This window comes from Microbacterium wangyouchuni (assembly GCF_051546305.1).
Taxonomy (GTDB): Bacteria; Actinomycetota; Actinomycetes; order Actinomycetales; family Microbacteriaceae; genus Microbacterium.
The window spans coordinates 26,941-51,347 of record NZ_JBPTMA010000008.1 but is presented as its reverse complement, the minus strand read 5'-3'; the positions used below and the strand labels follow the sequence as shown (position 1 = coordinate 51,347).

At 65.6% G+C, this 24,407-nt stretch carries 20 protein-coding genes; 15 read left to right on the top strand and 5 right to left on the bottom strand.

All coding sequences use genetic code 11. The features are described 5' to 3' along the window. The first annotated feature begins 23 nt into the window (after positions 1–23). Genes ACSS7Z_RS14505 through ACSS7Z_RS14490 form a run of 4 tightly spaced genes read left to right on the top strand, consistent with a single transcriptional unit; the run spans position 24 to position 4,664 of the window. The gene (locus tag ACSS7Z_RS14505; RefSeq protein WP_438255583.1) at positions 24–953 is read left to right on the top strand and encodes a carbohydrate ABC transporter permease; all 930 of its coding nucleotides are present in this window, start codon (positions 24–26) and stop codon (positions 951–953) included. Beyond that, entirely contained in the window at positions 950–1,816 is an 867-nt protein-coding gene (locus tag ACSS7Z_RS14500; protein ID WP_438255582.1) for a carbohydrate ABC transporter permease, read from the top strand. The genes ACSS7Z_RS14505 and ACSS7Z_RS14500 overlap by 4 nt, the downstream gene beginning before the upstream one ends. Beyond that, positions 1,816–3,459 carry a beta-N-acetylhexosaminidase gene (locus ACSS7Z_RS14495; RefSeq protein WP_438255581.1) on the top strand — a complete coding sequence of 548 codons (1,644 nt, stop codon included), beginning with the start codon at positions 1,816–1,818 and terminating at the stop codon, positions 3,457–3,459. The genes ACSS7Z_RS14500 and ACSS7Z_RS14495 overlap by 1 nt, the downstream gene beginning before the upstream one ends. Beyond that, entirely contained in the window at positions 3,456–4,664 is a 1,209-nt protein-coding gene (locus tag ACSS7Z_RS14490) for an ROK family protein (RefSeq protein WP_438255580.1), read from the top strand. The genes ACSS7Z_RS14495 and ACSS7Z_RS14490 overlap by 4 nt, the downstream gene beginning before the upstream one ends. A gap of 191 nt (positions 4,665–4,855) precedes the next feature. On the opposite strand, the gene ACSS7Z_RS14485 is transcribed toward ACSS7Z_RS14490, so the two are convergent. Further along, the gene (locus ACSS7Z_RS14485) at positions 4,856–5,614 is read right to left on the bottom strand and encodes a siderophore-interacting protein (protein ID WP_438255579.1); all 759 of its coding nucleotides are present in this window, start codon (positions 5,612–5,614) and stop codon (positions 4,856–4,858) included. Positions 5,615–5,698: 84 nt separating this feature from the next. On the opposite strand from ACSS7Z_RS14485, the gene ACSS7Z_RS14480 reads away from it, so the two are divergent. The 4 genes from ACSS7Z_RS14480 (at position 5,699) to ACSS7Z_RS14465 (ending at position 9,536) form a co-directional block, all read left to right on the top strand. Beyond that, positions 5,699–6,691: a siderophore ABC transporter substrate-binding protein gene (locus ACSS7Z_RS14480; RefSeq protein WP_438255578.1), complete on the top strand. Its 993-nt coding sequence runs from the start codon at positions 5,699–5,701 to the stop codon at positions 6,689–6,691. Positions 6,692–6,761: 70 nt separating this feature from the next. After that, complete coding sequence (locus ACSS7Z_RS14475; RefSeq protein ID WP_438255577.1) at positions 6,762–7,748, top strand: ABC transporter permease; 987 nt, start codon at positions 6,762–6,764, stop codon at positions 7,746–7,748. Next, positions 7,741–8,784 (top strand): iron chelate uptake ABC transporter family permease subunit, encoded by a 1,044-nt coding sequence (locus ACSS7Z_RS14470; protein WP_438255576.1) that lies wholly within the window; start codon positions 7,741–7,743, stop codon positions 8,782–8,784. The genes ACSS7Z_RS14475 and ACSS7Z_RS14470 overlap by 8 nt, the downstream gene beginning before the upstream one ends. Continuing rightward, positions 8,781–9,536, top strand: coding sequence for an iron ABC transporter ATP-binding protein (locus ACSS7Z_RS14465; protein WP_438255575.1), 756 nt, complete (start codon positions 8,781–8,783; stop codon positions 9,534–9,536). The genes ACSS7Z_RS14470 and ACSS7Z_RS14465 overlap by 4 nt, the downstream gene beginning before the upstream one ends. A gap of 9 nt (positions 9,537–9,545) precedes the next feature. Here the strand turns inward: ACSS7Z_RS14465 and ACSS7Z_RS14460 are convergent, their stop codons facing one another. The 3 genes from ACSS7Z_RS14460 to ACSS7Z_RS14450 all read right to left on the bottom strand — a co-directional run bounded on the left by ACSS7Z_RS14460 (position 9,546) and on the right by ACSS7Z_RS14450 (position 11,707). Then, positions 9,546–9,755 carry a hypothetical protein gene (locus tag ACSS7Z_RS14460; protein ID WP_438255574.1) on the bottom strand — a complete coding sequence of 70 codons (210 nt, stop codon included), beginning with the start codon at positions 9,753–9,755 and terminating at the stop codon, positions 9,546–9,548. Positions 9,756–9,823: 68 nt separating this feature from the next. Beyond that, positions 9,824–10,780 (bottom strand): DNA-3-methyladenine glycosylase family protein, encoded by a 957-nt coding sequence (locus ACSS7Z_RS14455; protein ID WP_438255573.1) that lies wholly within the window; start codon positions 10,778–10,780, stop codon positions 9,824–9,826. 213 nt (positions 10,781–10,993) lie between these two features. Next, positions 10,994–11,707, bottom strand: a complete 714-nt coding sequence (locus ACSS7Z_RS14450; protein WP_438255572.1) for a winged helix family transcriptional regulator — start codon at positions 11,705–11,707, stop codon at positions 10,994–10,996. A 327-nt stretch (positions 11,708–12,034) separates the two neighbouring features. Between ACSS7Z_RS14450 and ACSS7Z_RS14445 the strand changes: the two genes are divergently transcribed. From ACSS7Z_RS14445 to ACSS7Z_RS14425, 5 genes are all read left to right on the top strand, one after another. After that, positions 12,035–12,343: a GNAT family N-acetyltransferase gene (locus tag ACSS7Z_RS14445; protein ID WP_438255571.1), complete on the top strand. Its 309-nt coding sequence runs from the start codon at positions 12,035–12,037 to the stop codon at positions 12,341–12,343. 57 nt (positions 12,344–12,400) lie between these two features. Then, the gene (locus ACSS7Z_RS14440; RefSeq protein ID WP_438255570.1) at positions 12,401–12,868 is read left to right on the top strand and encodes a DIP1984 family protein; all 468 of its coding nucleotides are present in this window, start codon (positions 12,401–12,403) and stop codon (positions 12,866–12,868) included. Positions 12,869–13,195: 327 nt separating this feature from the next. Further along, on the top strand, positions 13,196–14,692 hold the full coding sequence (locus ACSS7Z_RS14435) for an MFS transporter (protein ID WP_438255569.1): 1,497 nt from the start codon (positions 13,196–13,198) through the stop codon (positions 14,690–14,692). 58 nt (positions 14,693–14,750) lie between these two features. Beyond that, positions 14,751–15,920 carry an exonuclease SbcCD subunit D gene (locus ACSS7Z_RS14430; protein WP_438255568.1) on the top strand — a complete coding sequence of 390 codons (1,170 nt, stop codon included), beginning with the start codon at positions 14,751–14,753 and terminating at the stop codon, positions 15,918–15,920. Then, entirely contained in the window at positions 15,920–18,901 is a 2,982-nt protein-coding gene (locus ACSS7Z_RS14425; protein WP_438255567.1) for an AAA family ATPase, read from the top strand. The genes ACSS7Z_RS14430 and ACSS7Z_RS14425 overlap by 1 nt, the downstream gene beginning before the upstream one ends. A gap of 26 nt (positions 18,902–18,927) precedes the next feature. Here the strand turns inward: ACSS7Z_RS14425 and ACSS7Z_RS14420 are convergent, their stop codons facing one another. Beyond that, positions 18,928–19,881, bottom strand: a complete 954-nt coding sequence (locus tag ACSS7Z_RS14420; RefSeq protein ID WP_438255566.1) for an aldo/keto reductase — start codon at positions 19,879–19,881, stop codon at positions 18,928–18,930. A gap of 114 nt (positions 19,882–19,995) precedes the next feature. Between ACSS7Z_RS14420 and nadE the strand changes: the two genes are divergently transcribed. Both nadE and ACSS7Z_RS14410 read left to right on the top strand, forming a co-directional pair. Further along, positions 19,996–20,823 carry an NAD(+) synthase gene (gene nadE / locus ACSS7Z_RS14415; protein ID WP_438255565.1) on the top strand — a complete coding sequence of 276 codons (828 nt, stop codon included), beginning with the start codon at positions 19,996–19,998 and terminating at the stop codon, positions 20,821–20,823. 46 nt (positions 20,824–20,869) lie between these two features. After that, positions 20,870–24,403, top strand: a complete 3,534-nt coding sequence (locus ACSS7Z_RS14410) for a TM0106 family RecB-like putative nuclease (protein WP_438255564.1) — start codon at positions 20,870–20,872, stop codon at positions 24,401–24,403. The last annotated feature ends 4 nt before the right edge of the window (positions 24,404–24,407 follow it).

The following is a 24,407-nucleotide window of genomic DNA, read 5'->3' as shown; positions in this document are numbered from 1 at the left end:
CTGCACTCGACCCGGAGAACGAAGTGACCCAGAAGACACCAAGATCGGCCCGTGCTTTCGCGGACCGTCGACTGCCAGCATTCCTGCTGATGACGCCAGCGGGCCTCCTGCTGCTGGCGGTGACGATCATCCCGCTTGGCGTGATGATCTGGATGGCCTTCACCGACTACAACAGGAAATCGCTGTTCACCGGTGCATACTCGATCGTCGGGTTCGATAACTTCCTCGACATTCTCACGAACGACGAATTCTGGTGGTCGTTCATCCGCACGATCCTCTTCACCGCCGCCCTCGTCGTCGGCAGCCTCCTCATCGGCGTCGCGATCGCCCATCTCATGACGCGCCTGGGATCGAAGATGCGCGTCCTCGTCACGATCGTGCTCGTGTTCACCTGGGCGATGCCCAACGTCGCCGCCTCCCTGGTGTGGAACTGGCTGTTCCAGCCCGGTTACGGAGTGTTCAACTGGATGCTCACGCAGCTGCGTGTGTTCGGCGACATGACCAATACGGACTGGGGCTCGGACACCGGTCTCGCATTCACCTCCATCTGGTTGCTGGTTGTCTGGCAGGCTGTGCCCTTCCTCGCGATGACCGTCTACGCCGCTGAGACTCAGGTCTCGCCGGAGTATAAGGAGGCTGCGCGACTGGATGGCGCCTCCGAACGGCGGATCTACTTCAACGTGACCCTGCCCTTCCTGCAGCCCACGATCCTGCTTGTCACGATCCTCTCCGTGATCTGGGACTTCAACGTGTTCAACCAGATCTGGCTGGTCTCCCAGGGCGGCCCGGACGGCACCACCGCGACGCTCGGCGTCTTCACCTACATCACTGCCTTCGTCTCCTTCGACCTCGGCACCGGAGCGGCGCTCGCACTCATCACGGCCATCCTGCTTGCCGCGCTGACGAGCGTCTACATCCGCCATCTCATCCACTCCGGGGAGGACGACCTGTGAGCACCATCACTTCGACCAGGAGCCGACGCGCGGGGAAACTGAACCGCACGTCGCCGACGGCAAACGTCATCGCGTTCGTCTTCTGCGTGCTCTGGGCCTTCCCGATCTATTGGATGGTCAAAACCGCGTTCACGAAGCGTTCCGATGCGCTCAGCTCCACGCCGCAGTTCTTCCCCACCGACCCGACGCTCGCCAACTTCCACACCGCACTGTTTCAAGCAGGCTTCTTCGAGAACCTGCGCAGCTCGGTGATCGTGGTGGTCGGCGCCGTCGTGTTCGCGATCGTGGCCGGACTGTTCGCTTCTGCCGCACTGTCGCGTTTCCGCTTCAGTGGCCGCCGCACCATCTTGGTGACCATCCTGCTGATCCAGATGATCCCCGGGGGAGCGACGCTGATCCCGCAGTACTTCGTCTTCAACGCGACGGGGCTGCTGGGAACATACTTCGGGCTCATCCTCGCCTACGTGTCGGCAACGCTCCCGTTCTCGATCTGGATGATGCGCAGCTTCTTCCTCGCGCTGCCCAAGGAGCTCGAAGAGGCCGCGCAGTTGGACGGCGCGACGACGTGGCAGGTACTCACCCGCATCCTTTTCCCCCTCGTGCTGCCGGGCGTGCTCGCCACGAGCGTGTTCACCTTCATGAACGCCTGGAACGACTACCTCATCGCCTACACCTTCATGAAGGATCAGTCGATGTACACGCTCCCGGTGTGGCTGGCCTCATTCAGCTCTCCCATTACCGGAACAGACGTCAGTGGGCAGATGGCGGCATCCGTGCTGTTCTCGCTGCCTGTGGTCGTGCTGTTCGTCTTCCTGCAACGAAAACTCGTCACCGGCATGACCGGCGGGGCGGTGAAGGGCTGATGATGAAGCACACTGTGATTCCGCGTCCACGTCAGTTTGTCGAGCGCGTCGGAGAGTTCGTCATCGCCGAGTCGGTCGAGGTGCTCAGGGTTCCGGATGCCGCGGATGCTGTCGCCCTGCTGACTGAGCGGCTGTGGGCCGGAGCGTGCATCCGCGTCGATAACGCTGAATTCGATTCGGCCGGGATCTGCTTCGTCGATGATGCCGCGCTGCAACCGGAGGCCTACCGGCTGGAGGTCGCACCACTGGTCATCACGATTCACGCGTCGGATGCGGCTGGCTTCCACCACGGCGTCATGACACTGCTGCAGCTGATGGGCGAGCACGTCTGGCGCGCAGCATCCACTCATCCGCGCACCGTAACGATCCCCGCCTGCCGGGTCGAAGACGAGCCGGCGTTCGCCTGGCGCGGCATCATGATCGACGTCGCTCGGCACTTCCTGCCGGTGCGCGAGGTGCTGCGCATCATCGATCTCATGGCGATGCACAAGTTCAACCGACTGCACCTGCACCTCACCGATGATCAGGGGTGGCGCATTGAGATCCGTGCCTTCCCACGGTTGACCGAGATCGGCGCCTGGCGAGACCGCACGCAGGAGGGGGCCGACGACGCGAACGCTCCCGAAGTGATTCGCCCGCACGGCGGCTTCTACACGCAGCAGGACATCCGCGAGATCGTGGCGTACTCCGCTGCCCGCGGCGTCACCGTCGTTCCTGAGATCGACCTACCCGGTCATTCCCAGGCGGCGATCTCCGCCTACCCAGAGCTGGGAGTTCCCGGCCCCGATGGCGCGCAACCGCAGGTCGAGGTCTACCCGCGCTGGGGTGTGAGCGCGTACCCGCTGAACGCGGAGAACGTGACAGTGGACTTCTTCCGCACCGTGCTCGACGAAGTGCTTGAACTTTTCCCCGCTGTCGACATCGGGCTGGGTGGCGACGAGGTTCCTGCCGGCCCCTGGGAGGCAGACCCGCGCTCGCAGCAGCTGGCCCGGGAACGCGGACTCACCGGTCCTCGCGAACTGCAGTTCTGGTTCCTCGAGCAACTGCGCGCGCATATCGAGCAGAGCGGTCGGCGCATGCTCGCCTGGGACGAAGTGCTCGAGCATGACGTCACCGCGGATGTGACGGTGCTCGGCTGGCGAGGGGACGCCGGCATCGGTGAAGCCCTGCGTCGCGGCATCCCGGTCATCGCGTGCCCCGACAATCAGCTCTACTTCGACTACCGGCAATCCGATGATCCCCGCGAGCCGATCCCGGTCGGCGTTGTGGTGGGGCTGCGAGAGGTTTACGACTTCGACCCGATCCCGGCATGGGCGAGCGAGCATCAGGCCACCTTCCTGCGCGGTGCCCAGGCGAACCTGTGGGCCGAGCACCTGGATTCCGGACGCGTCCGCGACTACATGCTGTGGCCGCGCGCTTGCGCGCTCGCTGAGGTGCTGTGGAGCGGGCCTGGTGGCGACTTCGACGAGTTCTCAGCACGGCTCGATACGCACCTCGGACGACTCGACGAGCGTGGCGTGGAGTACCGGCGCGGCTCGGGGCCGCTACCGTGGCAGGAACGGCCCGGAGTCAGCGGGCGGATTCAGAATCAGGCGGAACGTCAGCAGCAGATCGACGAGCTGACCTCGACGATCGTGCGGTGACGGAGCCAGGAGAGCAGGACGAAGTGGTGGTGGCACGAAAGCCCAACGACGCCGATGCGCGGGGCATCCTGTCGCTGACTCCCGATGAACTCAAGGCGCTTCGTCGCTCACGAAAGCACTCCGGCGGTGAGGCGATTCACGTCACGCGGCAACACAACCTGTCGGTGATTCGACGGCTGCTGTACGCGAACGGCCCGCAGACCAGGCCGGAGCTTGCTCGGTTGAGCGGGCTGTCGTTGCCGACGGTAGGCGGGCTCGTCTCCGAGCTCGTGGGGGCCGGCACCGTGCATGACCTGGGCGTGGTGGCCGAGGCGCGCGTCGGTAAGCCCGCTTCTCGTGTGGCGATCGACGCCGAAGGCAACTGCACCATTGTGCTCGATCTCACCCACGACGACACTTTCACCGGAGCGATCATCGACCTCGACGGCACCGTCGTAGATCGGGCACAGCTCAGTATCGGCGGCGCGCACGGCGAGCCGGCGCTGGATTATGCCGTCGACCTGGCGAGACTACTGATCAAGCGCGCCTCCAGTCAGGTGATCGGCATCGGCGTCGCATCCCCGGGGCTCGTGGACGACACCGGTCTCGTGCATGTTGCCGACCGGCTGCGCTGGCGAGACGTGCCGCTGGCAGACACGATCCAAACCCGCACCGGTCTTCCGACCGTCGTCGGCAACGACGTCAACCTGCTCGCGCTCGGCCTCAGCCGTTTCCGCAACCGATCCGGCCGCGACGCGATCGTCGTCGACATGGCGAACGGCGTCGGCGCGGCCGTGCTCGAGGGCGGTGAGCCGGTGCTGGGCGAGCAGTTCGCGGCGGGTGAGATCGCACACCTCACCGTTGACCCCGGCGGCGAGCTGTGCCCATGCGGTCGGCGTGGATGCCTCGACATGGTCGTGGGCGCACCACACCTTCAGCGACGGGTCGCAGCCGTTGGCGCGGAGGTGCTGGAGCCGGCCGGTCGCACGCTCGGCGAAGTGCTCGCACCGATCGTGATCATGCTGAACATCAACGTCGTCGTTGTGGTGGGCCCGGGAGGCCTTGTCGAAGGGGCGTTCGCGGACGGTGTGGTCGACGGCATCCATTCACGGCTGCGCCCGGCGATCATCGAGGGGCTGAAGATCGAAGTCGGCGCGAACGACCCGGACCTCGTGCTGCTCGGCGCCGCGGCCGCAGTCATGGAGTCTCAGCTCGGTGTGCGCTGAGCGCTCGCCCTGAGCGCCCGCCACCCACCGCGCGTACCACCCACTGCGCGCGCCCCCACTGTTCCCGTCGCACTTCGTGTCGCTAAAAGCCGCGAATAGCGACACAAAGTGCGACCGGAGCGGCTGATTATTGGGTCCCTTGAGCCGTGCCTTCCGCCGGCTCACGGGCCCGCAGCCTCATGCCTGCGGCGTCAGTGCGGAGCGTGATACTCCGGCTCGTCACGCTTCCAATAGCCCTTCACAACAGCCTGCTTCGGGTCGACGCCCCAGCGCCCGAGCAGAGCGCGTCCGGGCTTCACGATTTGCTGCTCGGCGGCGATGAAGACGAACGGGTCGTCGCCCGGAGTATCCGTCACGCCATCGATGAAGGAGATGAGCGCAGACCCGGCCGGCGCATCTCCACGATGCGCCCACTCGACCGTGACGGGAGCATCGAGCGGGATCTCGTCCTCTGAGCCGCGCACCTCGATGACGATGCGTGCCGGCTGATTCTCGATCAGCGCCGCGAATCGGCGGATTGCCGGGATTGCCGTCTCGTCGCCGGCGAGGAACCATGAGCCGGGTGTGCCGGTGATGACCGCTGATCCGCGGGGGCCGCCCACGCCGATCTTCGAGCCGATGGGGGCATTGGCTGCCCAGACCGAGGCCACGCCTTCGCCTCCGTGAACGGCGAATTCGACTTCGAGCCAGTTCTCGGCCCACACCAGCGGGGTGTACTCGCGGCTGGGGGCAGCGCGCAGTTCCTCGACGGTGTCCGGCATCTCGTCCGGGAAGAACAGGCGCATGTGATCATCGCTGCCGGGGGAGGCAAAGCCATACAGATCATCGCCCTCCAACCGCACGCGAACGTAGTTCGGCGCGACCTCTTCCCGTGCCGTGAGCGTGACGACCCGGAAGTGCAGATCGAGCGGATGACGCTCCAGAGAAAAGGAAGATTTCGATTCGGCCATAAAGTTAGGCTAGCCTACATAACGAGCAGTTGAGGTAAGCCTTACCTAGCCGCCAGATCCCCTCTCTTCCGTACAAGGAGCTTCATGTCTTCACGCCGCCCGCTGGCCGCAGCATCCCTCGTCCTCGTCTCAGCACTCACACTCGCAGCCTGCGCAGCGAGCCCTGCCGCAGAAGCCGAAGCGCCCAGCTCCGCAGACGAGCCGACCACGGTGATGGTTGAAGACAACAACGGTGAGCACACGATCGACCTTCCGCTCGCGTCGATCGTCGCAACCGACAACCGCACCTTCGAGACGCTCGAATCATGGGGCGTCGAACTGACCGCGGCTGCCGTCTCGCTCATGCCGAACACGAACTCCTACACGGAGGACGAGACGATCATCGACCTCGGCAGCCACCGCGAGCCGAACCTCGAAGCGGTCGTCGCGGTCGAGCCCGACCTCATCATCAATGGCCAGCGCTTCGCGCAGTTCCACGACGACTTCGTCTCGTACGCGCCGGATGCCGTCGTGCTCGAACTCGACCCGCGCGAGGGCGAGCCGTTCGAGGAAGAGCTCAAGCGTCAGACCACCATCCTGGGCGAAGTGTTCGGCAAGCAGGCCGAAGCGAAGGCCCTCAACGACGCCCTGGACGCGGCCATCGAGCGGGTCGCGGCGGCATACGACGACTCGGAAACCGTCATGGCCGTCACAACCTCGGGCGGAGAGATCGGCTACATCGCCCCGCATGTCGGACGCACGCTCGGCCCAGTCTTCGATTTCGCCGGACTCACTCCTGCGCTTGAGGTTGCTGAAGCCACTGACGACCACCAGGGTGACGACATCGCCGTCGAGGCGATCGCCGATTCCAACCCGGACTGGATCCTCGTGATGGACCGGGATGCCGCAGTCGGCGCTGACGACCCGAACTTCTCGCCCGCCGCTGACGTCCTCGAGAACTCGGAGGCACTGGCCAAGGTCACCGCCGTCGTCGAGGGAAACATCATCTACATGCCCGCTGACACCTACACGAACGAGGGCATCCAGACCTACACCGAGTTCCTGGAATCCTTCGCGGACGCACTCGAAGGAAACTGATCTCAGCGCAGGTGTGGGGCCGGTGCGTGCACGACCGCCCCCACACCTGCGAGACAATAAGAGAAACACCATGATGCGAACGACTCTGAGCCCGACGCCGCGAACGCGCGGTCGGCTCTTCGACCCCAAGCTCGTGATCGGGATCGTCGTTGTCGCTCTGCTGCTGGTCGTGTCGTTGTTCGTCGGGGTCTACGACATCTTCGGCGCGGATGACGGCGCCGAGATGTTCGCCATCACTCGCATCCCGCGCACCGCGGCCCTCATGCTCGCCGGAGCGGCGATGGCCATGTCCGGTCTGGTGATGCAGCTGCTGACGCAGAACCGTTTCGTCGAACCGACCACCACCGGCACCACCGAATGGGCGGGCCTCGGACTGCTCGCCGTGATGATCATCTTCCCGACGGCCGGCATCGTGCCCAAGATGACCGGCGCGATCATCGCCGCATTCATCGGCACGATGGTCTTCTTCCTGTTCCTGCGGCGGGTGTCGCTGCGCTCGTCTCTGATCGTGCCGATCGTAGGGATCATGCTCGGCGCGGTCGTCGGCTCGATATCCACCTTCATCGCCCTGCAGACCGACATGCTGCAGAGTCTCGGCGTCTGGTTCGCCGGCAGCTTCACCTCGGTGCTGCGCGGACAATACGAGGCATTGTGGATCGTGGCCATCGTCGGCGTCGTCATCTTCATCGTCGCCGACCGCTTCACTGTCGCTGGCCTGGGCGAGGAGATCTCCACCAACGTCGGCCTCAATTACAACCGCGTCGTGCTGCTGGGCACCGCCCTGATCGCGGTTGCCACCGGTGTCGTCACCGTCATCGTAGGCAACCTTCCGTTCCTCGGACTGATCGTGCCGAACATCATCTCGATGATCCGCGGAGACGATCTGCGCAGCAACCTGCCCTGGGTCTGCCTGCTCGGCATCGCCATCGTCACAGTGTGCGACATCATCGGTCGCACGATCATCATGCCGTTCGAGGTCCCTGTCTCACTGATCCTCGGTGTCGTCGGATCGCTCGTGTTCATCGCCCTTCTGCTGAAACAGCGCCGTCGTGCTTAGGGCCGTCGATTCCGCACGCGCCCCGCGGCTGGCCGAGCGCCGTTCAGGCCCGCTGCCGAGCGGACGCGCCAGGCGCAGATACTTCACGATCCTCGGCATCCTGATCGCGCTCGCGGCATTCTTCGCCATCGGGATCCTGGTGTGGGACAACCCGGTGCCCTTCGGCACCGACGGATTCTGGCGCATCACGCAGATGCGCACCACGAGCATCATCGTGATGCTGGTCGTCGCGTTCTGCCAGGCGATCGCGACGGTCAGCTTCCAAACTGCCACCGAGAACCGCATCATCACCCCGTCGATCATGGGATTCGAGGCGCTGTACGTCGCCGTGCAGACAGCCGCGGTCTACTTCCTCGGGGTCACCGGACTCGTGATGCTGCAGGGCAACGCCCAGTTCGTGTTGCAGATCGTGGTGATGGTCGCGCTGTCAGTGCTGCTGTACGGGTGGTTGCTCTCGGGTCGCTACGCCAACCTGCAGGTGATGCTGCTGATCGGCATCATCATCGGCGGCGGGCTCGGATCGGTGTCGGCGTTCATGCAGCGCCTGCTCACACCCAGCGAGTTCGACGTGCTCACCGCCCAGATGTTCGGCAGCATCTCCAACGCCGACCCTGAGCAGTTGCCCATTGCGATCCCGCTGTGCCTGGTGGCCGGCATCCTGCTCTGGATGAACGCCAAGCGACTCAACCTGCTCGCGCTCGGCAAGGACATCACGACAAACCTCGGGCTGAACCATCGACGTGAGCTCATTCGCGTGCTGCTGCTGGTGTCGATTCTGATGGCGGTGTCGACGGCGCTGGTGGGACCGATGACGTTCCTCGGATTCCTCGTGGCGACGTTGGCTTACCAGTTCGCCGACACATACGACCACCGGTATATCTTCCCGATCTCGGTGCTGACCGGCTTCGTCGTGCTCGCCGGAGCATCGTTCGTGATGAAGCACCTCTTCTACGCGCAGGGCGTCGTCTCGATCATCATCGAGCTCGTCGGGGGCGCGCTCTTCCTCATCGTGATCCTCAGAAAGGGTCGACTGTGATCAGTCTTACCGACGTCCGCAAGCAGTACAGCGACACCGTCTCGATCGGTCCCGTCGACCTGCAGATTCCGGCCGGGGGAGTCACTGCCCTGGTCGGGCCGAACGGTGCCGGCAAGTCGACACTGCTGACCATGATCGGTCGATTGCTGGGCTTGGACGAGGGGACGATCGAGATCGGCGGGTATGACGTCGTCAGCACGCCCTCGAAGGATCTCGCCAAGATCGTGTCGGTGCTGCGCCAGGAGAACCACTTCATCACCCGACTCACGGTTCGCCAGCTCGTCGGTTTCGGCAGATTCCCACACTCGAAGGGGCGGCTCAACGTCGAGGACGAGCGGGTGATCAGCGAGGCGATCGAGTTCCTCGGTTTATCTGATCTTGAGACCCGGTACCTCGACGAACTCTCCGGCGGACAGCGCCAGCGAGCGTATGTCGCGATGGTGCTCGCCCAGGACACTGATTACGTGCTGCTGGATGAGCCGCTGAACAACCTCGACATGCGCCACTCGGTGCAGATGATGCAGCACCTGCGGCGCGCGGCTGCTGAGCTCGGACGCACGATCGTGATCGTGCTACACGACATCAATTTCGCGGGACACTATGCCGATCACATCTGTGCGGTCAAGGACGGCAAGGTCGTGCAGTTCGGTGCACCGGACGAAATCATGACGGATGCTGTGCTCAGCGACGTCTTCGACACCCCAGTACAGGTGATCGACGGTCCGCGCGGGCGGCTTGCGGTCTACTACTGAGGGCTGCGCTTAGAGTTCGATGCCGCGAGACTCGTCGTTCACGCCGCTGTTTCCGCCCTTGCGGGACTCCGCGGCGATCAGCCAGATCAGCGACACGATCAGCGCGAGCAGCAGCCCGAGCCAGACGTTCTGCAGGACCAACCCGATCACCAACCCGAGGATGAACAGCGCGATGGTGCCGCCGAGCCAGGTCCAGCGTTGCTTCTTCGTTGCCGCCATGGCCCCAGCATAGGGGGAAGCGCGTTTCCGTGCCGTGGTGCGGCGTGGCGTTGGCGCGAGGGATTCGTCTAGCGCCGGCGATGGTCCTCGGGTGCGAGGCGTGGTCCACGGCGTGCTTCGCGTACGCCGCTGGCGAGGATGAGGCGGATGACCCGGTGGCGGTGGCCTGCCCACGGCTCAAGGAGCGCCAGCATCCCGTCATCGTCGGCGCGTGCGCCGGTCAGTGTGAAGCCGACCTCGTGGGCGAGGTGGTAGTCACCGACGCTCACGGCGTCCGGATCGCCGAGGGCGCGCACGCGGGTTTCGGATGCGGTCCAGGGGCCGATTCCCGGCAGGCTGGTGAGAACACGGTCGCGATCGGCGCCGGTGGGAGCTGCGAGCACGGCATCGGCGATGCGCTGCCCTCGTTCGGCCGCGCGCACCAGCGCACGTGACTGCGGCGGCTCGACGCCGGCTTGATGCCAGTCCCATGACGGGATGCCGTGCCAGCCGGCGACGGTCGGCGGTGCGAACATCGCGCGCGGCGTCGGGCCGGGGGCCTGCTCACCGAAGCGGGTGACGAGCACACGCCAGGCTCCGAACGCCTGGAACGACGTCACCTTCTGCTCGATGACGGCGCTCGCGAAGGCGTCGAAGACGAGGTCGGTGCGGGTGAGGCGGAGCCCGGCGTGACGGCGCGCAGCCTCGGCGATGAGCGGATGCAGCGATGCGTCGAAGCCGGCCGGATCGTCGTCGGCACCGCACAGCGCCGGAAGCTGTGTCAGGGCCCACTCAGCACCAGGACCCCAGGCGGTGGCATGCACGCCCTCCGTGCTCTGCCGCAGTGCCAACGTCGCGATGCCCTGCGGGGTGCGCGAGGCACGCCACAGCGTGGTGCCGTGGACGAGCATCGTCGGATCTTTCGGTCCGCGCATGAGAGCGCGGACCGTGCGGAACATGTTCAGCGGGTGCGGGGGCCGATACACCGCCGTCAACGGCGGGGCCGACGCGGCAGCGGGGGCCGTGGCATCCGCTGTCGTGGTCATGCAGATACCCTACGTCCGGTCTCTGACAGTGCCCGTTGCCGTCGCGCCGTCCCCGGTTGCCGTGGCCCCTGTGCACAACTCCTGAACTTTGGGCTGGAACGGTCCGGATCCGGCCGGTTTTCGCTCCGAGCGGCCCAATCTTCAGGAGTTATGGCCGAGGAGGCGGACTGGCCGATCAGGCTGGATGCAGGGTCGAACTGACCGCCGACAGCCTCAGAAGCGGTCGGGCGAAGGCGTGCCGTGTCCGTAGCGGATGGCAACATCGGCGTGACGGTCGAACCGGTAGCCGACACCGCGGACGGTGCGCACGATGTCCTCGTAACGGCCGAGCTTCGCGCGCAGGCGCCGCACGTGCACGTCGATGGTGCGCTCGCCAGGGGTCTCGTCATCCGGCGACTGCCAGAGCGCAGAAACCAGCTCCGTGCGCTCGATCGTGCGGCCTTCGCGCAGAACGAGATATTGCAGCAGCTCGAACTCTTTGTAGGTGAACGCAGCGGAATCGCCGTCGATCAGAACGCGCTTGCGGGAGATGTCGACGGTAACGCCGTAGTTCTCGTCCTGCTCCTCGTCCTCGGCCGCCTTGGAACGGGCGATCGCGCCCGGTTCCTGCAGGGCGAGGCGGACGACATCGAGGTCGCGTCCACCGGCACCGTGCGGTGCGAGGGCGACGGTGGCGTGCGTCTCAGCTCCAGGAGCGAGCTCGGCGAGCGTGCGGCGCAGTGCGTCGACAAGCACCGGCAGGCTCACACCGGCTTCGGCGGCCTTGATCTCGTCGAGACCAACGTAGAGGGCGAAGCCGCGCGGCGAACGGGTGGCGGGAAGATCAGCGGCAGTCGGCGCAACGGCGGCAGACACTGCCGGCGGCTGGACGGCACGAAGGTGCGCGGCGGAAGTAACGGGACGCTCGAGGAGTGCAGTATTCGACATGATGATGAAGTCCTTGTGAGGGTGAGCTGATACAGCTCTGATGTGTTGCATGAATGACCGGAAAGGCCGGGAACGAGCACAAGGGGTGGATGCTCGGGGGCTCAGAATTCGCAGATGGCGATTCCGTCGAGCCAGACGGGTTGGCTGGGGTCAGCTACACATTCGGCAACACATGCCAACGCAGCCGGGCATCATCATCCCGGCAGTCCTGTTCGCCTCCTGGGCGGACAAAGGGCGCGCGTTGGTGGTCATGGGGGGATTATTACTGACGATGTCGTCTCGTGTCAAAACGAGTCCCTGCGTGTCGGTGTGGCCTACCGTGTAGAGATGAGTGAATCCACGATGATTGACGGTTTCCTTCTCACCGACGAAAAGGATGCTTCGCGCTACACGCTCACCCGAGACGGAGTGCTCGTCAGCGCTCTTGATTATCGCGACGACGGGGCGACGATCGCGCTCACCAGAGCCTTCACCATCCCGACTTTCCGCGGAAACGGGCATGCTGCCCGTGTGGTCGCCGGTGCCGTCGCCGATATCGAGAACCGCGGCGATCGCAAGGTCGACCCGGTCTGTTGGTACGTCGCCGAGTGGTTCGAACAGCACCCCGCGCACGCCGGGCTGCTGCGCCGGCGCTGAGCGCTCAGGTGTGTGACCTTCTATTACGCATCGTGTGGCGTCTGCAAAGATGAGGGCATGAAACTCGCTGAGGCACTGACGGCCAGAGCAGACCTGCAGCGCCGCTTCGAACAGCTGCGCGCACGCGTCACCGCGAACGCCCGCTACCAGGAGGGCGAGGAGCCTGCAGAGGATGCCGCAGCACTGCTGGGTGAAGCCGAAGCCGACCTCGGTCAGTTGCGCGATCTCATCCGGCGGATCAACGCGACCAACTCCCGGCTCTCCCTCGGCGCGGACGGGACAATGACGGATGCGCTCGCCGCGCGCGATGTGCTGCGCCTGCAGCATTCTTTATTGGCGGATGCTGCGGCCGCAGCATCCGGAACCAACTCCGTCGGCATGCGCCAGATGCGATCAGAGCTGCGGCAGATCGCAGCGCTCCCTGTCTCAGAAGTGCGCGCGGCGGCCGACGGCGTCGCGCAGGAACTGCGCGAGCTGGACAATCGGATTCAGCAGGCCAACTGGACGCACGACCTGGAGGAATAGAGCGGAAGTCGGTAGCCACGACGAAGCGGGCACAAGCCCTGCCGGAGGGTCAATTCCGGCTCCTGTAGGGCGGAGGGCAGTCCAGATCTCGCATCGTGCAGCCCCGTACCCCGCACAGGTGAAAGTGCAACGCGCACACTGTATGACCACGTGTCGATCGTCGCGGTGAGGGTGGGTCAGGGGACCTTCCGGCTCGAATCCACAGCGTGGCCTCAGATACAATGGAACTCTGCTCAGCACCGTTAGCTGAGGCGGTCAGCCTCTGAACGGAAGCTGGTCCGAGGCTTGAAACCTCCGGCATCCTCACCAGACACCGGAGGTATTTTCATGTCTCAGACCCTGCGCGCCCGCCCCAAAGCCAAATGGTGGGCCCTGTTCGTCATCTCGTTGACCCAGCTCGTCGTCGTCCTCGACGGCACCATCGTCAACATCGCTCTGCCGCAGGCGCAGATCGCTTTGAACATGGATGATCATCTGCGGCAGTGGGTCGTCACCGCCTACGCCCTCGCCTTTGGGGCGCTGCTGCTGCTCGGCGGACGCATCGCCGACTACTGGGGCCGCAAGCGCACGTTCATGGTCGGCATGATCGGCTTCGGCCTGGCGTCGCTGTATGCAGGCTTGGCGACCGCCGGGTGGGAACTCATCCTCGGTCGCGGGCTGCAGGGCGTCTTCGCCGCGATGCTGGCGCCGGCCGCGCTCGCACTGCTGACCACGCTGTTCCCCTCCGGCAAGGAGCGCAACGTCGCCTTCGCCGTGTTCGGAACGGTCGCCGGCACCGGCGCGGCCGTCGGCATGGTGCTCGGTGGATTCCTCACCGAGTTCTTCGACTGGCGCTGGTGTCTGCTGGTGAACCTGTTCTTCTGCGCTGTCGGTATCATCGGCGGCGCGCTGTTCCTCACCGAGAGTAAAGCGGCGGGCGACAAGCGCTACGACCTGTGGGGTGCGCTGCTGGTCACGGCTGGCCTGGCATCCTTCGCGTACGGTTTCAGCCTCGCGGAAACGGGCTGGACCAACCCGTTCACGATCGGCTTCATCGTGCTGGGGCTCATCATCCTCGCGGCGTTCGTGTGGGTTCAGGCGAAGGTTTCGAACCCGCTGCTGCCGCTGCGCGTTGTCGCCAATAAGGTGCGCGGCGGGGCGTTTCTCATTCAGGCCGTCGCCGGCAGCGTCATGATCGGCGCGACGCTGTACCTGACCTTCCACCTGCAGATCGTGCTCGGTATGGGAGCGCTCGAGGCCGGAGTGGCCAGCCTGCCGCTGCCACTGGGAACGATGGTGCTGGCCGGATTCGCGACGAAGATGCTCGGTCAGGTCGGCCCGCGTCCGATGCTCATCGGCGGTCCTCTCGTCGTCGCGGCGGCGCTCGTCTACCTGTCGTTCATCACTGCCGACGGCAACTACTTCGTGCAGGTCGCCCCGGCCCTGCTGGTCATGGGCCTCGGAATGGCGTTCGTCTTCATCCCGTTGCAGAATGTCGCCCTCACGGGGGTAGCGCCGCACGATGCGGGTGTCGCATCCGCCGTCACCAACTCGGCCATGCAGATCGGCGGCTCGGTAGGTCTGTCGATCTTCACTGCGGTCTACGCCGCGATCATCGGCGGTCACGCCCAGGGTGAGGTCGGACGAGACGTCCTCACGAACGGCTACGGCGGAGTTTTCCTCGCCGCCGCGGTCGGTATGGTGCTGGCATCCGTCGTCGCGTTCACCATGGTGCGCGGGCGCAAGGAGGATCTCCTGCCGCGCGAGCCGATGACGCAGGACGAATCCGTCTCCGAGGACGGTCCCGTTTCCGAGGACACCGGCACCCTCGCACTGGCCAACTGATCGGGATGCCACGGCACGCCTCTGAGGGAATGTCCGCGGCCCTCCGTACGGTGTGAATATGCGAATCCTGCACACCTCCGACTGGCACATCGGCCGCACGTTCCATGGCAACTCGACCATGGATGCGCTGGCTGATGTGCTGTCGGCGCTGGTGCGGCAGGTGGCTGAGCTCTCGGCCTCTGAAAACCCAGTGGATGTCGTGATCATCGCCGGCGACGTTTTCGACTCCGCGACTCCGGCAGGCCCCGCGTACACACTGCTCGGGAACACGCTCGTCGCGCTGCATGAGACGGGCGCTCGCGTCATCGTCACCAGCGGGAACCACGATTCTGCTGCCCGGCTGGGATTCCAGGCGCAGCTGCTGCGTGACGGCATCCATGTGATGACCGATCCGCTCGCGATCGGTCGGCCGGTGACGATCGACGATGCAGATGGTCCCGTGCACTTCTACGGCATCCCGTACCTCGAGCCAGCGATCGTGCGACAGCACTGGCCCGAGGCCACCCTGCGCACGCAGGCGCAGACCATGGCGCACGCCATGGGTCTGGTGCGAGCCGATTTGGCGTCGCGTGCGGGGCGTTCGGTCGCGATCGCACACTGCTTCGCGGCTGGCGTCGAGGCGACAGACGGCCTCGAACGCGAGGTTCGTCAGGGCGGGCTCGACGTTGTACCGCTGAACGTGTTCGACGGACCTGACTATGTCGCACTCGGCCACATCCACGGGCGACAGACCCTCAGCGAACGCGTGCGATATGCCGGGGCTCCGCTGCACTACAGCTTCGGCGAGCAGCATAAGGAGCGCGGTTCCTGGCTCGTCGACATCGACCGCGTGGGGGCTGTGTCCGCGCAGTGGCTCGCTCTGCCAGTACCGCGCAGGCTCGTGACGCTGACCGGAGCGCTCGACGAAATCCTCTCCGCCGAGAACGTCGCAGCCCACGCCGACGACTGGGTCTGCGCCGTCTACACCGACACTCTCCCACAGGCCGAACCGATGCGGCGCCTGAAAGAGCGATTCCCTTACTGTGCGATGGTGCAGCACGCGCCCGTCGGGGCAGCTGAAACCGAAGAGCGCTCGTACTCGGACCGGCTGAAGACGGCCGTCACCGATACCGAGCGCATCGAGGCCTTCCTCGAGCACGTACGCGCAGGTCACGGGGCCAGCGAACGCGAAAGCGAGCTGATCGACGAGATCCTCGATGAACGCGTTGCCGCAGAGGCGCTCGTCTAGTGCGTCTGCATCGGCTGGAGATCGAGGGGTTCGGGCCGTTCCTCGACCGGCAGATCGTCGACTTCGACCGCTTCGCTGACGATGGCATCTTCCTCATCGCGGGGCGCACGGGCGCGGGTAAGTCCAGCATTCTGGATGCTGTCTGCTTCGGCCTGTACGGGGGCGTTCCGCGGTACGAAAGCGGTGACAAGCGCCTGCGCAGCGACCACTGCGCTCCGGACGACATCAGCGAGGTCGTCATCGAGTTCAGCACCACCGCCGGACGATTCCGGGTGACGCGCTCGCCGGAGTATCTGCGTCCGGCCAAACGCGGTGGCGGCATGACCAAGCAGGCGTCGGCCGTCGCCCTCGAAGAGTGGGTCGACGAGACCTGGGTCGGTATCGCGGCGCGGGCTGTGGACGTGGCAGGCGAGCTCGACATGATCCTGCAGCTCAGTCGCGAACAGTTCCTGCAGGTCATCCTGCTCGCACAGAACCGTTTCGCACGCTTCCTGCTCGCCGACAGTAAGGAGCGCCAGTCGCTGCTGCGCCGGTTGTTCGCGACGGAACGCTTCGAAGACGTGCAGGCGCGATTCGACGAGCGGCGCCGCTCAGCCGAGTATCTCCTGGAGGGGCGTCTGGCGGCTGTCAACGCTGGCCTCCAACAGGCCGAGCGCATGGTGACCAGCACTCAGCTGTGGGGCGAGCATGAGCTCGATCAGGTTTCCAGCGGAACCACCGAGGAGCGCCTCGAGAAGCTTCGGGCTGCGCTCGAGCGCGCCCAGTACCATCTCGAACGCCGAGATGCCGAAGGTGCAGAAGCCGAGACGCGACTCACCGCGGCCGACGCGGCACTGACAACCGCGCGCGAGGAGCAGAACGCGCAACAGAACAGGGACGCGGCCAGGGTTGCGATGCAGCAGCTGGACGCCCAACAGCCCGAGATCGCGGCGGCCCGCACCACCCTGCAGCGTGCCCGGGCAGCAGAAGCGCTGCGCGGCACGATCAGCGCCGCCGATCGTGCCGCGAGCGACCGTGAGAAGGCTGAGGTCGCCGCATGCGCGGCCCGCGAGGCGTGGGCTGCGGCAGAGGTCGAACTCGAGGAGGTCACCGCAGAGACGCTGGAAGTATGGGCGGAACAGCGGACCAGTCAGAGCGGCGAGTGGAAGCGCGCAGCCGAGCTCGAGCAGAACGCCCCGAACCTCGCTGCGCAGAAGACGGATGCTGAGACGCAGGCGGTAGCGGCATCCGAGCTCGTCGACGCGCGCGACGCGGAACGGGCAGAGCTTCCGGCCCGGATCGCCGAGCTGATCGCACAGCGAGACACCGCGAGGCGCAGCGCCGACCGGGCCGACGACCTGGACAGGGCGATGAGCGCCGCGGTGGCACGCCGAGACGCAGCGGTAAAAGCCGAGCGGCTTCGGGAAGATCTCAAGCAGGCGGAGCGGTCGCTCGTGGACGCGAGCAGTGCCCTCGACGATGCACAGCTTGCGCTCACACAGCTGCGCCGCCGCCGTCTGGACGGCTTCGCTGGAGAGCTCGCGGCCGCACTGGTGCCGGGGGAAGCATGCTCCGTGTGCGGGGCGACGGAGCACCCCGCGCCGGCCGAGCACAGCGATCCCATTTCGCAGGACGACGTCGCCACCGCCGAAGCCGCGCGTGATGTCGCCGCCAAGGGCGATCGTGAGGCGCTCGATCGCGTAACAGAGCTTAAGCGCGAGCTGGCCGTCGTAGACACGGTGACGGAAGGCCGCACCGCCGTCGTCGCCGAAGATGAGCTCACCGCTGCGACAGCGCTGTGTGCCGAGGCACAGGTAGCCGTCGGCACACTCGCTGACGCCGAGCAGGCGCTGCGTGAGACGACAGCACGATCGGCGCAGCTTGAGAAGGACCGTGCCGAAGCGGCAGCAGCGTTGGCGCAGGCGCGCGAGGCACTCGCCCTGATCGCGCAGCGCAGCACTGAGGCTGAGGCAGCTGTCGCCGACGCACGCGGCCCCTTCGGATCGGTCGCTGAGCGCATCGCCGCGGTCACCGCGCACGTCGGAACTGCTCGTGCTCTTGCCGATGCGCTGGAGGAAAGCGCCCGGCGGACGACGACACACGCCGAGGCTGTGGCCGAGCAGGAGCTGGCGCTCGATGCATCCGACTTCGACGATGTCACGGCCGCACGTCAGGCGCTGCTACCGGCAGCCGAGCAGCAGGAGCTCGACTCGCGCATCACATCGCACACCGTGCAGCGCGAGAAGCAGCGAGAGCTGCTGCTGGCATTGGAGATGCGCGCGCTTCCCGAGGCTCCGATCGACCTCGGCGGGCCCGAGGACGCAGCACGTGCGGCGCGCACGGCATGGACGGCCGCGCTCGACGCCGCAGCGAGAGCGAAGACCACCGTCGAACAGCTCGGCGAACTCATCGAATCAGCCGCAGTGGAATATGCCGCCAGCGCCGAGCAGCAGGCCGATTTCGCGGTGCTCAAGAGCCTCGCTGACACGATCGCCGGGCGCTCCGGAAACACGCACAAGATGACGCTTGAGACGTTCGTCCTCGCCGCGGAACTCGAAGAGATCGTGGCGGCTGCCAACCGACGGCTCAGTGATATGTCGACCGGTCGGTATCAGCTGCAACATTCCGATGCACTCGCAGCCCGTGGCGCGGCATCCGGTCTCGGAATCGTCGTCTTCGATGCCTTCACCGGCCAGACCCGGCCCGCGCAGTCACTGTCCGGCGGCGAGACCTTCCTCAGCTCGCTTGCGCTCGCACTCGGACTGGCCGAGGTTGTGACCGCGCGCGCCGGTGGCATTCAACTCGACACGCTCTTCATCGACGAGGGCTTCGGGTCACTGGACGGCGACACTCTCGACGTGGCCATGCGCACGCTCGACGAACTACGCTCCGGCGGACGCACTGTCGGCATCATCAGCCATGTCGAGTCGATGCAAGAGCAGATTCCCGCTCAGCTTCTCGTCGAGCAGACCGACAGCGGCGCCAGCCGGATCAGAGTCTGAGTCTGCAGGATCGCACTCCGGCTGTCTCAGACGTTCGCCGGGCTCCACTCCGATACCGAATCCACCGCACCCAGTTCATCTGCGGTCAGCTCCAGCGCGGTGCTGGCCAGCAGATCTGCCACCTGCTCCACACGTGACGCGCTGGCGATGGGAGCGGCAACCGTCGGCTGTTCGCGCAACCACGCGAGAGCAACGGCGGCAACTGACGCGCCGTGCGCCGCAGCCACGTTCTCCAACTCGGCGATCACCCGCAGTCCGTGTTCCGTCGCGTACTTCGATGCTCCGCCGGCGCGCGGTGAGTTCACGGTCGTAGCATCCGTCGAACGGTACTTTCCGGTGAGGAAACCGCTGGCCAAGGCGTAGTAGGGCACCAGGCTCAGCCCGAACTCCTCGGCGACCGGGATGATGTGCTCCTCGACGTCGTTTCGGTGCACGATGTTGTAATGCGGCTGCACGGCGACCGGTAGCGCGATGCCGGCATCCTGCGCGATCTCGATCCACGAGCGGATGCGGTCGGCCGAATAGTTTGACACGGCGATGTGACGGACGAGGCCATCGTCGACGAGCTGACCGAATGCGGCGACCGTGTCCTCGAGAGGGGTCGCGGCATCGTCGAAGTGCGCGTAGTAGAGATCGATCGACTCGACGCCCAGACGATTCAGCGATGCCTCCGCGGCCGCGCGGATGTTCTTCGCTGACAGACCCCTAAATTCCGGATGGCTGCTGACCTTCGTCGCGATCGTCAATCCGCGGGGCTTGCGGGAAGCGAGCCACTCGCCGATGATCGTCTCACTCTCGCCGCCGCTGTTGCCCGGTACCCAGGCGCTGTACCCATCGGCGGTGTCGATGAAATTCCCGCCACCGGCGACGAAAGCATCGAGGATCTCGAAGGAGGCGTCGCGGTCGGCGGTCCAGCCGAACACATTGCCGCCCAGCGCGAGGGGCAGCACATCGAGGTCGCTGTGGCCGAGAACAGTCATGAGGAGCTCACTTTCTTAGCCGCTGGTGGGGCAACCAGCGCCGTACGCCACCCTATTGCCGGCTTCGCGGGATCGCGTCATTGCTTCGTAACAACCAACGACGATACTGGAGACATGACGCTTCAGAAGGAGATCGCACAGGCCCTTGGCGTGCAGGCAGACATCGACCCGCGCGAAGAGATCGAGCGCCGGGTTCAGTTCCTCGTTGACTACCTCACGACAACAGGCGCTGCCGGGTACGTGCTCGGCATCTCCGGTGGTCAGGACTCGACCCTCGCCGGGCGCCTCGCGCAGTTGGCTGTCGAACGTGTGCGTGAGTCGGGCCGTACGGCATCATTCATCGGTGTGCGTCTGCCCTACCGGGTCCAATATGACGCGGATGATGCCATCGCGGCTGTCGCGTTCGTCGCTGCCGACCGCGCCGTGGATGTCAACATCCAGCACGGCGTCGACGGTGTCGAAAAAGATATCGAGCAGGCGGCCGGCGCAGAACTGACGGACTTCAATCGCGGGAACATCAAGGCGCGCATTCGAATGGTGACGCAGTATGCGTTGGCCGGACACGACGGGCATCTGGTGCTCGGTACCGATCACGCGGCCGAAGCGGTGACAGGTTTCTACACGAAGTTCGGTGACGGCGCAGCCGACATCCTGCCCCTTGCCGGGCTCACCAAACGGCAGGGCAAGGCGCTGCTTCGTGAGCTGGGTGCCCCGGACCGCCTCTGGATGAAGGTGCCCACCGCCGACCTGCTCGACGGGCAGCCGGGACGAGCCGACGAGGACGAACTCGGGCTGACCTACGAGCAGATCGATGACTACCTCGAGGGCAAGCCAGTGGATGCTGCCACCGCCGCGCTAGTGGAAGCCAAGTATCTGGGCAGCCGGCACAAGAGACACCTTCCGGTCACCCCAGACGACACCTGGTGGCGCAGCGCTCGTTGAGCCGCGCGCCCGCGGTGATGTCGGATGCCGCGGCTAGTGTCGAAGCATGCGAATCGACACCCACGCTCAGCGCGTTATCTGGAGCGCCAGCGACCTGAAGGCCGCCGCCGAGTGCGAGTTCGCCTGGGCACGCGCAATCGATGCGAAGCTCGGCCGTGTGCCCCGGGTGGAAGAGCCCGAAGACGCTACGCTCGCCCGGGCCGCTCGGCTCGGAGACGTGCACGAACTGAATGTGCTCGAGGCATATCGCCAGCGTTTCGGCGTCGACTCCGTGTACGAGGTTTCCCCGGTCTCATCGGCCGAACCAACGGCGCTCGCGGCCGCTGTGGCACAGAGTACGGTGGCGCTTCGCTCCGATGCGCGGGTGGTGTTCCAAGCAGCCTTCTCCACCGACGAGTTCGTCGGCTTCGCGGACTTTCTGCTGAAGGATGACGACGGCCGCTGGCGGGTGCAAGACTCCAAACTCGCCCGCACTGCGCGAGTCACTGCCCTCATGCAGCTTGCGGCATATGTCGACCAGCTCGATCGCCTCGGCATCCCGCGTGCCGACGAAGTCGACCTCATTCTCGGCGACGGCACCATTAGCACGCACGCCGTCGATGATCTGCTGCCGCTGTTCCACGTCCGTCGAACACGTCTGCGCGCAATCATCACCGATCGTCGAGTTTCTGACGGTCCAGCGGGTGAGGCACTGGCCTGGGGCGATGGGCGCGATGAGCTCGATATCACCGCGTGCGGGCGCTGCGCCACCTGCACCGAGCAGGTCGATGCCGCCAGAGACCTGCTGATGGTGGCGCGCATGCGTCCGGTACAGCGTGCACGACTGCGTGCCGCCGGCATCCAGACGATCGATGAGCTCGCCGCCGCGGTACAGGCTCCGACGGGCATGAACGTCGATTCTTTCGAGTCTCTCCGTGATCAGGCGCGACTGCAATTGCGGGCAGACGCCGATGACGCGCCGGTGTTCGATGTCTACCATCCGCAGGCCATCAACACGCTTCCGCGTCCGAGCCGCGGTGACATCTTCTTCGATTTCGAAGGAGATCCGCTCTATACCGAGCCTGCACCTGACGGGCACACCCAGTGGGGGATCGACTACCTCTTCGGCTGGGTCGATAACGACGACCAGTACACGCCGCTGTGGGCGCATACCTTCGCCGATGAGAAGCGTGCGCTCGAGCAGTTCCTCGATTTTGTGAACGCTCGCCGCGCCGCCCACCCCGACATGCACATCTACCACTACGCGCCGTACGAGACGTCGCACCTGGTGGCGATGGCTGCGCGTCACGGGACCGGTGAAGCGGCCGTCGACAAGCTCCTGCGTGACGGAGTGTTCGTCGACCTGTACCCGCTGGTGCTGCGCACGGTACGTGTCGGTTCGCGTTCCTACTCCATCAAGAAGCTCGAACCGCTTTATATGGGCGAGGACGTGCGCACGAGCGACGTGCAGAAGGGGGATGACTCGATCGTGCAGTACGTCGCCGCGCGGGAGCTCTCCGCTGCTGGCGAGGCTGCGCAGGCGCAGGCGGTGTTCAACGACCTGGCCGATTACAACCGTTACGACTGCGTCTCCACCCGCCGGCTGCGTAACTGGTTGATCGAGATCGCCAAGCAGAAGGGGGTCAACCCGGCACCGCCTGATATCCCCGAAGAGCTTGTCTATGAGCCATCGCACCGCTCCGTCGCGCTGCTGGCCGACGCCGCTCGTGACGTCGAAGCCGGGGGAGACGGCGAAGCGCACCGGGTCGCCGCGGCAGCGATCGACTATTTCCCGCGCGAGGCCAAGAGCTTCTGGGTCGGCCACTTCCAACGTCTGCGTGAGCCGGTATCGATGTGGGACCAGACCCGCGACGTCGTTCGGGTCGATGCTGCGCAGAGCACGCTCCGGCGCGATTGGAGTGTCGAAGAGGGACGACGCGTCTCCTCGCGTGAAATAGAGATCCGCGGCGAGGTCTCACCAGGCACGACACTGGGCGAAGGGTCGAACCCGTTCGCGCTGTACCCGTATCCGGCTCCCTTCGATGCGGAAGCACCGTCGCGCGCGGTGCATGTTGCCCGCACTCTTACAGTGCTCGAAGTGCTGGACGACGGCTACGTGGTCGTTGAGACGGCAATCGGCGGTCAGACCTGGGATGAGTTGCCTCTCGCTCTCACCCCGGCGTCCCCGCCACGTGTCGCATCTCTCCAGGGCGCGATCGATGAGTGGGCGGATGCGGTGCATGCCGAGGCACCCGCGTTCCCGCAGGACGCCGCGACCGACATCCTGCGTCGCATCCCGCCGCGTACTGTTTCCGGAAATGCGTTGCCGGCAGCGGACGACGACCGAATCGATGCGATCGTCCGGGGCATTCTTGATCTGGACCGCAGCTATCTTGCCGTACAGGGCCCGCCCGGCACCGGGAAGACCTACACCGGCTCGAAGGTGATCGCCCGCCTCGTGAACGAGCACGGGTTCCGGGTCGGAGTAGTGGCGCAGTCGCACGCGATCGTGGAAACGCTGCTCGAACGGGTCATCGTCGATGGTGTGCCACCGGGCCAGGTCGCAAAGGCCCCGAAGGACAAGCACAGCAACCCGACGTACACCCCGATCCCGAAGCCCGGGATGGCGGCGTTCCTCGCTGAACGTGGTGAGCAGGGTGTGGTCGTCGGGGGCACCGCTTGGGACTTCAGCCACACCGGCCGTGTCGAACGTCACGGGCTCGACCTGCTGGTCATCGATGAAGCCGGACAGTTCTCCATCGCCTCGACGATCGCGGTGGCAGCCGGTGCGAAGCGGCTACTCCTCCTCGGCGACCCGCAACAGCTGCCGCAGGTCAGTCAAGGAGCGCACCCGGAGCCCGTGAACACCTCGGCGCTGGGATGGGTGATGGACGGCGACGCCGTCGTCCGAGCAGAGTACGGGTATTTCCTCGACCGCAGCTGGCGGATGCATCCGGCAGTTGCCGCTCCCGTCTCCCGGCTCTCCTATGCCGGCAAGCTCGCTTCCGCGCCCGGCACCGAACGACGCTCCATCGCCAGTATTGAACCCGGCGTGCACATCGTCCCGGTGCGTCACCGGGGCAACGCCACGCAGTCTCCACAAGAGGCCGCCGAGGTCGTGCGAATCATCGGCGAATTGCTCGGCCGCGAGTTCACCGATATGGATCAGGACTCTTCTCCTAGGCCCCTGGGCGAGTCCGACTTCATCGTCGTGGCACCGTACAACGCGCAGAAGCAGCTGGTCTCCGACGCTCTTGCCGCTGCCGGGTATCCCGGGGTCCCGGTGGGCACCGTCGATAACTTCCAAGGCAAGGAAGCGGCTGTCTCGATCGTCACGCTCGCGGCATCCAGCGGCCGTGATGCGCCGCGTGGTCCCGAGTTCCTGCTGCTGCAGAACCGGCTGAATGTCGCAATCTCACGAGCGCAGGTGGCTTCGTTCGTCATCCACTCGCCCGCCCTCCTCGATGACCTGCCGTACACGCCGGAGGGCGTGGCGCGGCTGAGCGCATTCGCGCGGTTGGTGGGTGCAGACCGCGACGAGAGTGCGAAGGACGACCGCGCGGACTCGATGTCGCCGGCCGGTGCTAGCGTCGCGCCATGACAAG

What these genes read in the sequence shown, in the direction of transcription:
- ACSS7Z_RS14480 (WP_438255578.1), top strand. Translation starts at nt 5,699, where the DNA reads ATGTCTTCACGCCGCCCGCTGGCCGCAGCATCCCTCGTCCTCGTCTCA.
- ACSS7Z_RS14420 (WP_438255566.1), bottom strand. Translation starts at nt 19,881, where the DNA reads ATGACTGTTCTCGGCCACAGCGACCTCGATGTGCTGCCCCTCGCGCTG.
- ACSS7Z_RS14410 (WP_438255564.1), top strand. Translation starts at nt 20,870, where the DNA reads ATGCGAATCGACACCCACGCTCAGCGCGTTATCTGGAGCGCCAGCGAC.
- ACSS7Z_RS14495 (WP_438255581.1), top strand. Translation starts at nt 1,816, where the DNA reads ATGATGAAGCACACTGTGATTCCGCGTCCACGTCAGTTTGTCGAGCGC.
- nadE (WP_438255565.1), top strand. Translation starts at nt 19,996, where the DNA reads ATGACGCTTCAGAAGGAGATCGCACAGGCCCTTGGCGTGCAGGCAGAC.
- ACSS7Z_RS14445 (WP_438255571.1), top strand. Translation starts at nt 12,035, where the DNA reads ATGAGTGAATCCACGATGATTGACGGTTTCCTTCTCACCGACGAAAAG.
- ACSS7Z_RS14435 (WP_438255569.1), top strand. Translation starts at nt 13,196, where the DNA reads ATGTCTCAGACCCTGCGCGCCCGCCCCAAAGCCAAATGGTGGGCCCTG.
- ACSS7Z_RS14475 (WP_438255577.1), top strand. Translation starts at nt 6,762, where the DNA reads ATGATGCGAACGACTCTGAGCCCGACGCCGCGAACGCGCGGTCGGCTC.
- ACSS7Z_RS14485 (WP_438255579.1), bottom strand. Translation starts at nt 5,614, where the DNA reads ATGGCCGAATCGAAATCTTCCTTTTCTCTGGAGCGTCATCCGCTCGAT.
- ACSS7Z_RS14440 (WP_438255570.1), top strand. Translation starts at nt 12,401, where the DNA reads ATGAAACTCGCTGAGGCACTGACGGCCAGAGCAGACCTGCAGCGCCGC.
- ACSS7Z_RS14430 (WP_438255568.1), top strand. Translation starts at nt 14,751, where the DNA reads ATGCGAATCCTGCACACCTCCGACTGGCACATCGGCCGCACGTTCCAT.
- ACSS7Z_RS14455 (WP_438255573.1), bottom strand. Translation starts at nt 10,780, where the DNA reads ATGACCACGACAGCGGATGCCACGGCCCCCGCTGCCGCGTCGGCCCCG.
- ACSS7Z_RS14460 (WP_438255574.1), bottom strand. Translation starts at nt 9,755, where the DNA reads ATGGCGGCAACGAAGAAGCAACGCTGGACCTGGCTCGGCGGCACCATC.
- ACSS7Z_RS14450 (WP_438255572.1), bottom strand. Translation starts at nt 11,707, where the DNA reads ATGTCGAATACTGCACTCCTCGAGCGTCCCGTTACTTCCGCCGCGCAC.